The sequence below is a fragment of the Burkholderia sp. MBR-1 genome, from assembly GCF_013822785.1.
Taxonomy (GTDB): Bacteria; Pseudomonadota; Gammaproteobacteria; order Burkholderiales; family Burkholderiaceae; genus Burkholderia; species Burkholderia vietnamiensis.
This window is the reverse complement of sequence record NZ_CP053611.1, coordinates 235,939-247,910: the sequence shown is the minus strand read 5'-3', so window position 1 is coordinate 247,910 and position 11,972 is coordinate 235,939. Positions and strand designations below refer to the sequence as shown.

Genomic DNA, 11,972 nt, shown 5'->3' with positions numbered 1-11,972 from the left:
GGATACCGCGATGCCACGTCCGACACGACACGTCTTCGTCTGCACGCAGAACCGGCCGCCGAACCATCCGCGCGGCTCCTGCGGCGGCGGCCACGGCTCGGCCGCGCTGTTGCAGGCGTTCTGGGCCGAGCAGCAGAAGCGCCAGGCCTACGACACGGTCGCCATCACCTACGCGGGCTGCCTCGGCCCGTGCGAGCGCGGCGCGAATGTCGTCGTCTATCCGGAAGCCGTGCTGTACAGCGGCGTCACGCCGGCCGACGTCGACGAGATTTTCTCCAGCCACCTCGAACGCGGCGAGCCGGTCGCACGTCTGCTCGCGCCGAGGGAGATCTGGTGAACCTGATGACGGGATCCGAGTCCGCCGAGCTGTTCGGCGGCGACGTGCCCGCGTCGATCCGGCATCTGATCGACTCGGCGCGCGGGGCGACGCGCGACGAGACCGGCGCGGCGCTGTGGGCAGCCGTGCTCAGCGCGCCGCGCAGCCTGCCCGCGTACTACCTGCTCTACAAGTTCCATGCGGCGGCCGGCGAGCTCGCGCACGCGCAACAGGTCGCGATCAAGGCGCTCGCGGTCGCGGCCGAGCAGGCGTCGCTCGCCCGCGACTGGCGCACGGTGCGCGTGAGCGACGCCGATTTTTCGGTGCCCGGCCCCGCCCGCTTCTGGCTGTTCACGCTGAAGGCACTCGCGTTCATCAGCGTGCGGCTGGGCGAGTACCGCGTCGCGCGCGCGCTGGTCGAGAAATTGCGCGCGCTCGATCCGGCCGATCGCGTCGGGTACGGCGTCGTCGATGCGCTGCTCGCCCAGGTTCCGGAACGGTGACGGGCCGCGCATGAAGGAGGTCGAGATGGTTCGCAGTGGAACGCAGCGGAACCGGCCGCTCGGCCGCTCCGCATACGCGGCATGCGCCGGTGCATGGCTATTCGCGGTCCGATGTTCCGCCTGAAGGATCCCGCACGATGACGCTTCGACGTTCGCCGGTTCGCTCGCGCAACAAGGCCATGCTGCTGCCGACGCCGCGTGCGACGGTCGACCGGCAATCGCTCGAGTACCACCTCGTGCTGGCCGCGATCCGTGCGGGCCACGGCAACGAGCGGCAGCTCTCGCGGCTCGTCGAGATCCTGTTCCTGGCCGAGTTTCTTCACGAAGCCGGCTATGGGGACGGCGACCAGGCCGCGTTCGCGGAGATGGAAGCGGCGCTGCGCCGATGCACCGACCGCGGCCACACCACGGGCGAATGGCGCATGGATGCGCAGGACCACGGGCACGTCGCGCAATTGCTGACGCTGCACGATCGGCAACTGGCGCGCGCGCCGCTTCACGCGGTCGCGACCGCCACCGAGCGTTTGCGTCGGCTGCTCGCGAAGGCGGCGCTCGCACTCGGCGTCGCGCGACAGGCGGCGTGAATGCAAGCGAGCGTGCATGTCGTCGGCATCCCCGCTACGCCGCGCCCGCATGGCCGCCCTAAAACCGCAGACGCATCAACGCGCCGCCATCCGCCGCATCGTCGACTTCGATCCAGCCGCCGTGCGCTTCCATGATCGTCGCGACGATCGCGAGTCCGAGCCCCGCGCCTGCGTTGCGACTCCGGTCGACCCGATAAAAGCGATCGAATATTCTCGCGCGCTCGCGCGCCGGAACCCCCGGGCCGTGGTCGCGGACCGAGCAACACCTGCCCGGCCCGCTCACCACCTCGACCGTCGTGCCCCTCGGCGTATGCTCGAGCGCGTTCTCGATCACGTTGCGCAGCGCCCGGCCGAGCGCTTCCGTGTGACCGCGGATCGTCGCGCCGCCTGCATCGACGAACGTGATCGAACGGCCGCGCGCCACCGCGAGCGGCAGCAGGTCGGTGGAAACGTCGCGCGCCAGCGCACCGAGGTCGACGCGATCGTCCGCGGCAATTTCGACCGTGCTCGCCTGCGCCATGTCGAGCATCTGGTCCACGAGCCGCTTCATTCGCTGCGCGTCGCGCGTGAGCTTCGTCTTCGTCTCTCCGTCGGGCAGGCTTCCGATGCCGAGCATCAGGATCGCCAGCGGCGTGCGCAACTCGTGCGCAGCGTCGCCCGCGAACTCGCGCAGCGTTTCCACCGACAGCTGCAGCCGGTCGAGCATGCGGTTCACCGATCCGACCAGCGCCTGCACCTCCCACAGCGGCGTCGCATCCGTTATGCGCGTGGCGATCTGCGCCGGATCGATGCGATCCACCGCGGCAATCGTTTCATCGAGCGGCTTCAGCGTGCTGCGCACCACGCTGAAGTTGAACAGCAGCAGCAAGCCCGACAGCAGCGCGAGCGGAAGCAAGACATGGAAGCGGATCTCGTCGAAGATCACCGGAACGAACGGCTTGAAGCCGCGGCCGGCGATCGCCACCGTCACCCAGTACGGGCGGTCGGCCACCGTCACGCGCCGCGTGCCCGTGAGCAGAAAGCGGTCGCCCCATGTTTCGCGCTGCGTGCGGATCACCAGGAACGACATGGGCGCCTCCTGTTCGATCCGCACCTCGCCGTCGTCATGTCGCGCGACGATCGCGCCGCCCTTCTCGTGAACGACGAACGCGCGGCGCGTGTAGGGCGCGAGCGGCTGCGCGAGATCCGCGGATCGCGCGAGGCCGGCATCCGCGCCGTCGGCGGCGATGGCGCGCGCGATGCGGGTCGCCTCGGCCGAGATCAGCAACTGATCGAGCTCGTTGGGGTTGCGCACGTACATCCACATGACGGCGAGCAACTGCACCAGCATGAAGATGCAACCGACGACGGCCAGCCGCACGGAGATCGTGAAGAACAGCGTGTGGCGTCGCCGCACCCGCGTGCCCGCCCCGTCAACCATTGCGCTGCGCTTCGTCGCCGTCGTCCGACGCGGACGCGGATGTGCCGGTCAGCATGTAGCCGATCCCGTGCGCGGTGTGCAACGCGACCTGCGCATGCGCCGCGGCGAGCCGGCGCCGCAAGCGCGACACCACTGCCTCCAGCGCGTTCGGCGTGACCTCGGCTTCGAGCGCGTACAGCGAATCCTCGAGCGCGCCTTTCGTGACCACATGGCCCACCCGCCGCATCAGGCATTCGAGCAGCCCCAGCTCACGCGGCGGCACGGGCACGACGCGCCCCGCGACGCGCACTTCCCGCCCCGCCGTATCGAGTTCGAGATTGGCCACCGCAAGCGTGGTGCCGAGGCACGCGCCCGGCCGGCGCAGCAGCGCACGACACCGCGCCGTCAGCTCGCGCAGCTCGAACGGCTTGACCAGGTAGTCGTCACCGCCCGAGTCGAGCCCGATCACGCGGTCGTCCAGACTGCTACGCGCCGTGATGATCAGCACCGGCACCGTATGGCCGCCGCGGCGCAGCGCCTTCACGAAGGTCACGCCGTTGCCGTCCGGCATGCCGAGATCGAGCAGCACCAGGTCGTAGGGGGTCGACGCGAACGCACGCGTCGCGAGATCGAGTGTCGCGCACCAGTCCACCGCGAAGCCTTCCTTCGCCAGCCCGTCGGCGAGCAGCGACGCGAGCCTGGCGTTATCTTCGACGAGCAGCAGCCGCATGATCGACGTCCGTTTCAGATGCTGCGCGTTTGCGCCCGGTCACCATCGCAAGCACGAGGTTCTCGCGATGTCGGCGGCTCTCCACTACCGCGGCCGTCACGTGCAGCGCCGCCATGACCAGCACGGCGTCGACGAGCAACGCATGCGTGGTCTGAAGCCATTGCTCGCCCCAGAAGCGGTCGAGGCCCTGCATCCAGCCCGTGATGCAGACGGCGGCGAGCAGCGCCATCAGCGCGAGCATCATGAGGCCGCCCGCCGGGTTGTGGCCGACATAGCGGCGATCGCGCCCGGTTGCAGCGCTCGCGATGTGCATCGCCGCCGCGCGCGGCGTCGTGACGAAGTCCGCGAAGCGCGCGTGCGTGCTGCCGACGAAGCCCCACACGACGCGCACGGCGAGCGCGCCGGCCACCGCGTAGCCGACGTAACGGTGCGGCGCCTTGCCGGCTTCGAGAAACACGTAGTTCGCGAGCACGCCGGCCACGACGCTCCAGTGAAAGATGCGCACGACGAGGTCCCACACCGGGATCGACCGCGCGTTCGCGTCATGTCCGGCGGCGGCGGGAGTGATCTGCGTGTCGTGACGATGCAGCGGCAGCATGGCTAGTCCACGTTGCTTTCGACGACCGCGCCCGTCACCGGATTGAAATAGACCTCGGCCTTGCGGCCGTCGGCCGTGCGACCGTAGATCTCGTAGCAACCGGACGTGGTTTTCTTGAACACCTTGATTTCCTTGTAGCCCATCTGACTGATCTTCTTCTGCATCTCCGTCTCGCTCAGCCATTGCGATTCGGGCTGACGCGTGCAGGTCGGGCTGGCGACGGCCTGGCCCGCGATGCTGCCCAGCAGGATGATAGCGACGATGCTGCCGATGCGGTTGCGATTCATGTTGCGGCTCCTATTGCCTGAAACGGCGAGCGCAAGGCGCGCTCATCGCCAAGCTTAGAGACGCCTTCTGACCATGTCCTGACAAACCCGCGCCGATGCGCGTCGTCACACACCGATGGTCGTTGCACGTCGTGGCGCACGTCAGGACATTGTCAATCCTGCACGACAACATGGTCGGTGTCGCCACGGTCGGCGACGTTCCCGAAAAGGATACCGATCATGAAACGCTTCAAGCAACAGATGCCCGTCGCCGCGCTGGCGGCGCTTTCGTTCGTCGCGGCTCCCGCGTTCGCCGACGGTCCGTTGAAAGACCAGACGAAGCAGAACCTCGAGGCCGCGATGCACGGCGAGGCCTACGCGCACCTGAAGTACCTCGCCTACGCCGAGCATGCGCGCAAGAGCGGCCACCCGGAGATCGCGAAGCTGTTCGACGAGAGCGCGAACGTGGAGGCCAACGAGCACTTCGCACGCGAGGCGGAAGCGCTGAATCTGGCGAAGTCCGACGAGGCCAACCTCGCCGACGGCATGGCCGGCGAGCACTACGAGAACACCAAGATGTACGTCAAGTTCGCGGAGCAGGCCGATGCGGCCGGCGACAAGAAAGTGGCCGCGATGTTCCGGCAGATCGCCGCCGACGAGGGCGATCACTACGCCGCGTTCCGCGCGGCGAGCGAGAAACTGCGGACGGCCAGCAAGTAACGCCCGCGCATTCGCGCCGGTCCGCTTTGCGTCCTGCTCCTCGCGGGAAGATTGCGACGCTTCGGGGAGCGGAAACGCCGTGCTTGTGCGAGCAGGAACGCCGTCGGATTCAACGGCGTCGCGCCCCGTCCGGCGTCGCCGCTTGAGCGGCGTTGCCGGACGCCCCCGTCGGGCAACACAATTGCGCGAGGATATCGAGGCCGCGCGCCGGCTCCCGAACGAATGGATTCGTCTCGTCCCACGCGTACCCTGCCAGGATCGAGCACACCATGCGCTTTACGTCGGATGCCTTGTCTTCGTGGAACACGATGTCCTGCAGCGCGCCCGAGTACCAGCGCTCGACGAACGCGCGGAACGTGTCGATGCCCTTGCGCAGCGCGACGTCGTAATCGCGTGCCCAGTCGACCGTCTCGCCGCGCAGCTGCCGTTCCAGCGTGGCGACCGCCAGATGGGCCGAGCGCAGCGCGATCGTCACGCCCGACGAGAAGATCGGATCGAGAAACTCGCCCGCGTTGCCGAGCAGCGCATAGCCGTGGCCGTGCAGCGACTCGACGTTCGACGCATAGCCGCAGATGCGGCGCACCGGCATCACGAACGGCTTGCTGCCGACCAGCCGAGACAAGGTCGGCTCGGTCTGCAGCAATTCGCGCAGCAGCGCTTCCTGTTCCGCTTCCGGCACGTCGAGGAACGCCGCATCGGCCACGCAGCCGACCGACGAGCGCCCGTTGGTCAGCGGAATCATCCAGAACCAGACGTCGCGCCGCTCGGGATGCACGGCGATGCAGATCTTGTCGCGATCGGTGGAGCCGGCCGGCAAACGATCTTCGACATGCGAAAAGATCGCCGCCCGCGTCGGCAGGCCGGTGGGCGCTTCGAGCCCCAGCAGCCGCGGCAGCACGCGGCCGAAGCCGCTCGCGTCGAGCACGAACGACGCTTGAACGGAATATTCGTGGCCGGCCTCGTCGACCACGTCGAGCCGCGGCGTATCGCCGGCGTGAAACGCACGCACGGTATGACCGAATCGCACCTGCGCGCCCTGCTTCTCCGCGCAGCGGATCAGCAGATCGTCGAAGGCGGCGCGTTCGACCTGATAGGCCGTGCCCCAGCCGTCGGAGAACTTGTCGCGGAAATCGAACGACGACATCCGGTCGCGATGAACGAAATACGCGCCGTTCTTGAACTGGAAGCCGGCCTCGACGACGGCCTGCAGCATGCCGGCCTCTTCGAGATACCGCATGCTCTGCGGCAACAGGCTCTCGCCGATCGAGAAGCGCGGAAAATGCTGGCGCTCGAGCACGAGCACCGAGCGGCCCGCATTGCGCAGCAGCGCGGCGGCGACGGCGCCGGACGGCCCGGCGCCGATGATGGCGACGTCGACCGAATTCGATTTCATTTCGTTCATGCTTGCCCGTTCATTTCGATTGATTGGGTATCTTACGTTTCTCACGCCGCAACATGGCGTTGCAAACTACAATGGGCGCCAAACAAATCCCGGATTCCGACCAAGGCCCATGACGTCCCACCGCACGCACGCTCCCGCCTATGTTTCCGAAACCCGCTTCGGCGTCTGGTTTCTGCGCACGCACACCTGGGAGCATCACGTGCTCAGGGTGGCGATCGCCGACCTGAAGCGGCTCCTCGCCGCGCCGCTGCCGGCCGCGCCGGTGCTCCTCGATGCGGGCTGCGGCCAGGGCAAGTCGTTCCGGCTGCTGAGCGAGGCGTTCGCGCCCGGCAAGATCATCGGGGTCGACTGCCACGACGAATCGCTCGCGCAAGCGACGCAACAAGCCGGCCGCTGCGCCACGCCGGTCGAGCTGCATCGGGCCGACTGCACGCAGATTCCGCTGGCCGATTCGAGCGTCGACGTCGTGTTCTGCCACCAGACCTTTCACCACCTCGTTCATCAGGACGAGGCACTGGCCGAGTTTCGCCGCGTACTGAAACCGGGCGGCGTGCTGCTGTTCGCCGAATCGACCGACGCGTACATCAAGTCGTGGGTGATCCGGCTGCTGTTCCGCCACCCGATGCAGGTTCAGAAAAGCGCCGACGGCTACCTCGCGATGCTGCGCGATGCCGGCTTCGGTTTCGACGCCCGCAACGTGTCGTTCCCGTACCTGTGGTGGAGCCGCGCGAAAGACTTCGGCCTGCTCGAGCGCATCGGCCTGTACACGCCGAAGCCCGGCAAGCGTCGTGAGACGCTCGTCAACGTCGCCGCACGCAAGCCTGCCTGAGCCCGACGAGGCCGCCTCGCGGCGGCCCGTTGCAGATCGACGCGCGTTACCGCTTCAACCTCACGACTTCGCCCGTCAGCGCCACGCCGGCCACGAATGCGCCGGCGCCGCAGGTGTACGCGCTCGTGCTCGAGTGCAACACGTTCCGATAGTTGCTGTTGATGCCGATGACGGCATTGCCGCCTTCCTGCTTGGCACGCGCCTGAAGCTCGATCACGGCCGACAGGAACACGTGCTGGCACGCGGCCTCGTCGCTCTTGCCGAACGCGTTGGTCTTCTTGTTGGTCGCGAACGTCCCGTACGACTTGAGCACGCGCGGATGCGGCCGATCGCCGAAATACAGCGCGATGCTGTCGTCGACCTTGCCCGGCTCGCTCGTCAGTGCGCTGTCGATCGGATAGGTGTCGATCGTGTCGCGCGCGTAGGCGGCCGGGGCAGCAAACGACGCGGCGAGCAACGCCAGTGCCATGCGATGTTTCATCGGTACTCCGTTATCGGGCGTTCAGTTTCACGACATCGCCCGACACGGCGATCGCGCCCGCGCTGGGGCTCACGCCGCACGTATAGCCGGTGGTCGAATTCGACTGGTTCTCGTGAAAGCGCGTCGTCACGTTGATGACCGCGTCGCCGCCATGATTCTTCGCATAGGTGCGAAGGCGGTTCAATGCCTCGGCGAGCGCCAGCTCGCACGTCGGCTGCTCGTTCAGCGTGCCGCGCTGCACGCGCACGGACGCCGAATGCGGGCCGATGACGGCCTTCACGTCCGGATGCGGCTGTGCACCGAAGTAGACCGCGACGCCGCTGCTGTCCGCCGCCGTCGCCGCTGCCGGCAAAGGCAGCGAACGCACCACCGTGCCGCACCCCGTCAGCAACGCGGCCGCGGCCAGCATGCCGGCCAGAAGTCCTGCTTGTTTCATGGTTATCGCCCTCTCAGCTCATCAGGTTCAGATCAATCGCCCTTCCAGGCGTCCAACAACACACTCGTACAACTGCCGCCGAAGCCGAACGAAACCGACAGCGCGCGGCCGATCGTCGCGTCGCGCGCGTCGCGCACGAGCGGCATGCCGGCGATAGCGGGATCGGGTCGGCCGGCGACGGCCGTTCCCGCGACGAAACCGTCGCGCATCATCAGCATCGTGTAGATCGCTTCATGTGCGCCGCTCGCGCCGAGCGGATGGCCCGTCATTCCTTTCGTCGACGAGAACGCCGGTACGTCGGCGCCGAACACGTCGCGCAGCGCCTGCAACTCCTCGACGTCGCCGGGCTGGGTCGACGGCGCGTGCGTATTGACGTAGTCGGGGCGCCGTCCGCCGCCGGCTTCGACCGCATCGCGCATCGCGCGGGCGATGCCGCGCGCATGCGGCGTCGCCATGCCGGCGTTGTCCGTGCATTGCCCGAACCCGCTCACCTCCGCATAAATCCGCGCGCCGCGCGAGCGCGCATGGTCGAGCGATTCGAGCACGAGCAGGCCCGCGCCCGACGCGATCACGAAGCCGTCGCGGTCGAGCGCATACGGGCGCGACGCGCTGTCCGGCGTGTCGTTGAAACCGCTCGACAGCACGCCCATCGCGTCGAACATCAACGTCATGTTGTCGTGCAGCGCGTCGCTGCCGCCGGCGAGTACGATGTCCTGGCAGCCGTGGCGGATCAATTGCGTCGCGTGGCCGATCGCGAGCGCGCCGCTCGTGCACGCGGACGACGGCGAGTACGACACGCCCTCGATGCCGTACAGCTGCGCCACGCATGCCGACGCCGTGCTGCTCATCGCTCTCGGCACGACGTAGGGCGGCGTCCGGTCGATGCCGCGCTGCTGCGCGACGGCCATCGCGTCGTCGTAATCGGCGATCGATCCGATGCCGGAGCCGACGATCGCGCCGGCGCGCGGCGAGCGCAGCCCGGCCGGGTCGAGGCCCGCATCGTCCAGCGCGGCCGCGGCCGCATGCGCGGCAAAGCGCGCCGTGTCGCCCATGAAGCGTTCGTGCTTGCGCGCGAAGCGCGCCGCCGCGGCAACGGACGCCACGCCCGCGACCTGGCTGCGAAAGCCGCGGTCGCGCCACGCCGGCACGCGCGTCACGCCCGAGCGGCCGGCGCGCAGCGCGGCCGCCACTTCATCGAGCGAATTGCCGAGGCACGACACGATGCCGAGCCCCGTGACGACGACGCGCGTCGTCACGGCGCCATCCGCCGGAAGATCAACGACGTGTTGATCCCGCCGAACGCGAAGTTGTTGCTCATCACGAATTCCGCATCGATCGGGCGAGCGTCGCCGACGATGTAGTCGAGCGACGCGCAGGCCGGATCGACCGTCTCGAGATTGAGCGTCGGCACATACCAGTTGCGCTTCATCATCTCGATCGTCCACCACGCCTCGAGCGCGCCGCACGCGCCGAGCGTGTGGCCGACATAGCTCTTCAGCGAACTGATCGGCATGCGCTCGCCGAACACCGACGCCGTCGCATGGCTCTCGGCCACGTCGCCCCGGTCGGTCGACGTGCCGTGCGCGTTGACGTAGCCGATCGCGCCGGCGTCGAGCCCCGCATCGCCGAGTGCGAGCCGCATCGCGATCGCCATCGTGTCGGCGGTCGGCTGCGTGATGTGCGCGCCGTCGGAATTGCAGCCGAACCCGACGATCTCGGCGTGGATCGTCGCGCCGCGCGCCTTCGCGTGTTCGTATTCCTCGAGCACCAGCGTCGCCGCGCCTTCGCCGACCACCAGGCCGTCGCGAGCCGCATCGAACGGACGCGGCGTCAGGTCGGGCGTATCGTTGCGCGTGCTGGTCGCGTACAGCGTATCGAACACCGCCACCGCGGGGCCCGACAGTTCTTCCGCGCCGCCCGCGAGCATCAGCGCCTGCTTGCCCGTCGCGATCGCTTCGTACGCGTAGCCGATCGCCTGGCTGCCCGACGCGCACGCGGACGAGGTCGGCACGATGCGCCCTTTCAGATCCCAGAACAGGCTGACGTTGACCGCGGTCGTATGCGGCATCATCTGCACGTAGCTGTTCGACGTGACGTCGCGCATCGAGCCCGTTTCGATCATCGTGCCGAACGCGCGGATCGGCTCGACCGAGCCCGACGACGACCCGTACGCGACGCCCATCCGGCCGTCGCGGATCGTCGGATCGTCGGTCAGCCGCGCGTCCGCCAGCGCCAGTTCGCTCGCGCGCACCGCATACATCGACACCGGCCCCATCGAGCGCGTCTTCTTGCGCGGATAGGACTTCGGCAATTCGAACGCCGGCAACGGACACGCGAGCCGCGTATGCAGCGCTTCGTAGCAATCCCATTCCGGCATGCGCCGCACCGCATTGCGCCGCTCGCGCAGGCGCGCGTCGATCTCGTGCCAGTGCTGGCCGAAGGCGGTCACGCCGCCCATCCCCGTCACGACCACTCGCTTCATCACACCATCCCGCCGTTGACGCCGATCACTTGCCGGGTGACGTAGCTCGCCGCATCCGACATCAGGAAGCCCACCACCGCCGCGACTTCGTCGGGCTGACCGACGCGGCCCATCGGCACCGTCTTCAGGGCGTGCTCGAGCGGCACCTCGCCCAGCATGCCGGTATCCACCAGGCCGGGCGCGACGCAGTTGACCGTGATCCTGCGCGATGCCAGCTCGACGGCCAGCGCCTTGGTCGCGCCGATCAGGCCGGCCTTCGCGGCGCTGTAATTGACCTGGCCGCGATTGCCCATCACGCCCGACACGGATGCGATCGTCACGATGCGCCCGCCGCCGCGCAGCCGCACCATCGGCATGGTCAGCGGATGAACGACGTTGTAGAACCCGTCCAGGCCGGTTTCGATCACGATGTCCCAGTCCTCTTCGGACAGCGCGGGAAACGCGCCGTCGCGCGTCACGCCCGCGTTGCAGACGATGCCGTAGTACGCGCCGTTCGCTGCGACGTCGGCTTCCAGCGCACGCCGGCATTCCGCGCGATCACGCACGTCGAACTGCAGCACGCTCGCCGTGCCGCCCTGCGCGCGAATCGTCTCGGCGACGGCCTCCGCGTCCGCGCGCCCGCTGCGGCAATGAACCGTCACGGCGAAACCGTCGGACGCCACGCGCATTGCCACGGCGCGGCCGATGCCGCGGCTCGCGCCTGTCACGAGAACTCGCCGAGTCATGAATTGAAGCTCCCTTCGATGAAAGATTGAAAGTCCTGCGGTTGGTACACCTTGACGACCGCTTCCGCGTAACAGCCGCCGTCGGCATGGATCGCGCAGTCGTACGCGCCGTGCCCTTCGTCGCCGCGCAGCAGTTCGCGCGCGACGATGCGCAGCACCGTATCCGCGCCGAACGCCGGGCGATGCGCGACATAGCGGTTCGCGCCGAGCAGCACGCCGGGCTTCGCGCGGCCGCCCTCATGGGCGGCGAGCAGGCCGACGTGCGCGGCGATCGCCTGCGCCATCAGCTCGATGCCGATCCATGCCGGCATCGCGCCGTTGCCGTCCGCATACCACGCGTCGCGGCGCACGGTCGCGCGCACTTCGATGCCGGTTTCCGAGCAGCGCTCGATCGCATCGAGCAGCAGCATCGTGCCGCGATGCGGCAACACCTCCGGTACGTCGCCGACCGCGATGTCCGCGCCCGCGTGCAGCGCATCGGTCAATGGTCCGGCATCCATG

The 11,972-nt window shown here is 68.3% G+C and carries 16 protein-coding genes; 5 read left to right on the top strand and 11 right to left on the bottom strand.

Features of this window, described 5'->3' with window-relative positions; all coding sequences use genetic code 11:
- Window positions 1–10: 10 nt before the first annotated feature.
- From MBR110_RS25610 to MBR110_RS25600, 3 genes are all read left to right on the top strand, one after another.
- A complete protein-coding gene (locus MBR110_RS25610; protein ID WP_014725844.1) occupies window positions 11–337 on the top strand; it encodes a (2Fe-2S) ferredoxin domain-containing protein in 327 nt (108 codons plus the stop codon).
- Complete coding sequence (locus MBR110_RS25605) at window positions 334–819, top strand: hypothetical protein (protein WP_060082292.1); 486 nt, start codon at window positions 334–336, stop codon at window positions 817–819. The genes MBR110_RS25610 and MBR110_RS25605 overlap by 4 nt, the downstream gene beginning before the upstream one ends.
- Window positions 820–956: 137 nt before the next feature.
- Window positions 957–1,403 carry a hypothetical protein gene (locus MBR110_RS25600; protein WP_011880109.1) on the top strand — a complete coding sequence of 149 codons (447 nt, stop codon included), beginning with the start codon at window positions 957–959 and terminating at the stop codon, window positions 1,401–1,403.
- Window positions 1,404–1,461: 58 nt separating this feature from the next.
- On the opposite strand, the gene MBR110_RS25595 is transcribed toward MBR110_RS25600, so the two are convergent.
- Genes MBR110_RS25595 through MBR110_RS25580 form a run of 4 tightly spaced genes read right to left on the bottom strand, consistent with a single transcriptional unit; the run spans window position 1,462 to window position 4,417 of the window.
- On the bottom strand, window positions 1,462–2,823 hold the full coding sequence (locus tag MBR110_RS25595; protein WP_014725842.1) for a sensor histidine kinase: 1,362 nt from the start codon (window positions 2,821–2,823) through the stop codon (window positions 1,462–1,464).
- Window positions 2,816–3,532, bottom strand: a complete 717-nt coding sequence (locus MBR110_RS25590) for a response regulator transcription factor (protein ID WP_059603491.1) — start codon at window positions 3,530–3,532, stop codon at window positions 2,816–2,818. Before MBR110_RS25590 ends, MBR110_RS25595 begins: the two co-directional genes overlap by 8 nt.
- Window positions 3,507–4,130 carry a cytochrome b/b6 domain-containing protein gene (locus MBR110_RS25585; RefSeq protein WP_014725840.1) on the bottom strand — a complete coding sequence of 208 codons (624 nt, stop codon included), beginning with the start codon at window positions 4,128–4,130 and terminating at the stop codon, window positions 3,507–3,509. The genes MBR110_RS25590 and MBR110_RS25585 overlap by 26 nt, the downstream gene beginning before the upstream one ends.
- A gap of 2 nt (window positions 4,131–4,132) precedes the next feature.
- Window positions 4,133–4,417 (bottom strand): PepSY domain-containing protein, encoded by a 285-nt coding sequence (locus MBR110_RS25580; protein ID WP_011880105.1) that lies wholly within the window; start codon window positions 4,415–4,417, stop codon window positions 4,133–4,135.
- Window positions 4,418–4,636: 219 nt separating this feature from the next.
- Between MBR110_RS25580 and MBR110_RS25575 the strand changes: the two genes are divergently transcribed.
- A complete protein-coding gene (locus tag MBR110_RS25575) occupies window positions 4,637–5,116 on the top strand; it encodes a rubrerythrin family protein (protein WP_014725839.1) in 480 nt (159 codons plus the stop codon).
- Window positions 5,117–5,225: 109 nt separating this feature from the next.
- On the opposite strand, the gene MBR110_RS25570 is transcribed toward MBR110_RS25575, so the two are convergent.
- Window positions 5,226–6,518, bottom strand: a complete 1,293-nt coding sequence (locus MBR110_RS25570) for an NAD(P)/FAD-dependent oxidoreductase (protein WP_059694228.1) — start codon at window positions 6,516–6,518, stop codon at window positions 5,226–5,228.
- Between the two features lie 109 nt (window positions 6,519–6,627).
- Here MBR110_RS25570 and MBR110_RS25565 point away from each other — a divergent pair, with 109 nt between their 5' ends.
- Window positions 6,628–7,347, top strand: a complete 720-nt coding sequence (locus tag MBR110_RS25565) for a class I SAM-dependent methyltransferase (RefSeq protein ID WP_181709667.1) — start codon at window positions 6,628–6,630, stop codon at window positions 7,345–7,347.
- 46 nt (window positions 7,348–7,393) lie between these two features.
- On the opposite strand, the gene MBR110_RS25560 is transcribed toward MBR110_RS25565, so the two are convergent.
- The 6 genes from MBR110_RS25560 to MBR110_RS25535 are packed head-to-tail and all read right to left on the bottom strand — an operon-like array spanning window position 7,394 to window position 11,971.
- On the bottom strand, window positions 7,394–7,828 hold the full coding sequence (locus tag MBR110_RS25560) for a hypothetical protein (protein ID WP_059561352.1): 435 nt from the start codon (window positions 7,826–7,828) through the stop codon (window positions 7,394–7,396).
- A 10-nt stretch (window positions 7,829–7,838) separates the two neighbouring features.
- On the bottom strand, window positions 7,839–8,264 hold the full coding sequence (locus MBR110_RS25555; protein WP_059475435.1) for a hypothetical protein: 426 nt from the start codon (window positions 8,262–8,264) through the stop codon (window positions 7,839–7,841).
- Between the two features lie 32 nt (window positions 8,265–8,296).
- On the bottom strand, window positions 8,297–9,520 hold the full coding sequence (locus MBR110_RS25550) for a beta-ketoacyl synthase N-terminal-like domain-containing protein (RefSeq protein ID WP_014725835.1): 1,224 nt from the start codon (window positions 9,518–9,520) through the stop codon (window positions 8,297–8,299).
- Window positions 9,517–10,746 carry a beta-ketoacyl-ACP synthase gene (locus MBR110_RS25545; RefSeq protein WP_034192757.1) on the bottom strand — a complete coding sequence of 410 codons (1,230 nt, stop codon included), beginning with the start codon at window positions 10,744–10,746 and terminating at the stop codon, window positions 9,517–9,519. Before MBR110_RS25545 ends, MBR110_RS25550 begins: the two co-directional genes overlap by 4 nt.
- A complete protein-coding gene (locus tag MBR110_RS25540) occupies window positions 10,746–11,471 on the bottom strand; it encodes a 3-ketoacyl-ACP reductase FabG2 (RefSeq protein ID WP_014725833.1) in 726 nt (241 codons plus the stop codon). The genes MBR110_RS25545 and MBR110_RS25540 overlap by 1 nt, the downstream gene beginning before the upstream one ends.
- A complete protein-coding gene (locus MBR110_RS25535) occupies window positions 11,468–11,971 on the bottom strand; it encodes a hotdog family protein (protein ID WP_181709666.1) in 504 nt (167 codons plus the stop codon). The genes MBR110_RS25540 and MBR110_RS25535 overlap by 4 nt, the downstream gene beginning before the upstream one ends.
- Window position 11,972: the final 1 nt, after the last annotated feature.

Excerpts from the sequence above, each read along its gene's own strand:
- MBR110_RS25595 (WP_014725842.1), bottom strand. The coding sequence starts at position 2,823 with ATGGTTGACGGGGCGGGCACGCGGGTGCGGCGACGCCACACGCTGTTC.
- MBR110_RS25560 (WP_059561352.1), bottom strand. The coding sequence starts at position 7,828 with ATGAAACATCGCATGGCACTGGCGTTGCTCGCCGCGTCGTTTGCTGCC.
- MBR110_RS25590 (WP_059603491.1), bottom strand. The coding sequence starts at position 3,532 with ATGCGGCTGCTGCTCGTCGAAGATAACGCCAGGCTCGCGTCGCTGCTC.
- MBR110_RS25570 (WP_059694228.1), bottom strand. The coding sequence starts at position 6,518 with ATGAACGAAATGAAATCGAATTCGGTCGACGTCGCCATCATCGGCGCC.
- MBR110_RS25540 (WP_014725833.1), bottom strand. The coding sequence starts at position 11,471 with ATGACTCGGCGAGTTCTCGTGACAGGCGCGAGCCGCGGCATCGGCCGC.
- MBR110_RS25610 (WP_014725844.1), top strand. The coding sequence starts at position 11 with ATGCCACGTCCGACACGACACGTCTTCGTCTGCACGCAGAACCGGCCG.
- MBR110_RS25585 (WP_014725840.1), bottom strand. The coding sequence starts at position 4,130 with ATGCTGCCGCTGCATCGTCACGACACGCAGATCACTCCCGCCGCCGCC.
- MBR110_RS25565 (WP_181709667.1), top strand. The coding sequence starts at position 6,628 with ATGACGTCCCACCGCACGCACGCTCCCGCCTATGTTTCCGAAACCCGC.
- MBR110_RS25535 (WP_181709666.1), bottom strand. The coding sequence starts at position 11,971 with ATGGATGCCGGACCATTGACCGATGCGCTGCACGCGGGCGCGGACATC.
- MBR110_RS25600 (WP_011880109.1), top strand. The coding sequence starts at position 957 with ATGACGCTTCGACGTTCGCCGGTTCGCTCGCGCAACAAGGCCATGCTG.
- MBR110_RS25575 (WP_014725839.1), top strand. The coding sequence starts at position 4,637 with ATGAAACGCTTCAAGCAACAGATGCCCGTCGCCGCGCTGGCGGCGCTT.
- MBR110_RS25555 (WP_059475435.1), bottom strand. The coding sequence starts at position 8,264 with ATGAAACAAGCAGGACTTCTGGCCGGCATGCTGGCCGCGGCCGCGTTG.
- MBR110_RS25580 (WP_011880105.1), bottom strand. The coding sequence starts at position 4,417 with ATGAATCGCAACCGCATCGGCAGCATCGTCGCTATCATCCTGCTGGGC.
- MBR110_RS25545 (WP_034192757.1), bottom strand. The coding sequence starts at position 10,746 with ATGAAGCGAGTGGTCGTGACGGGGATGGGCGGCGTGACCGCCTTCGGC.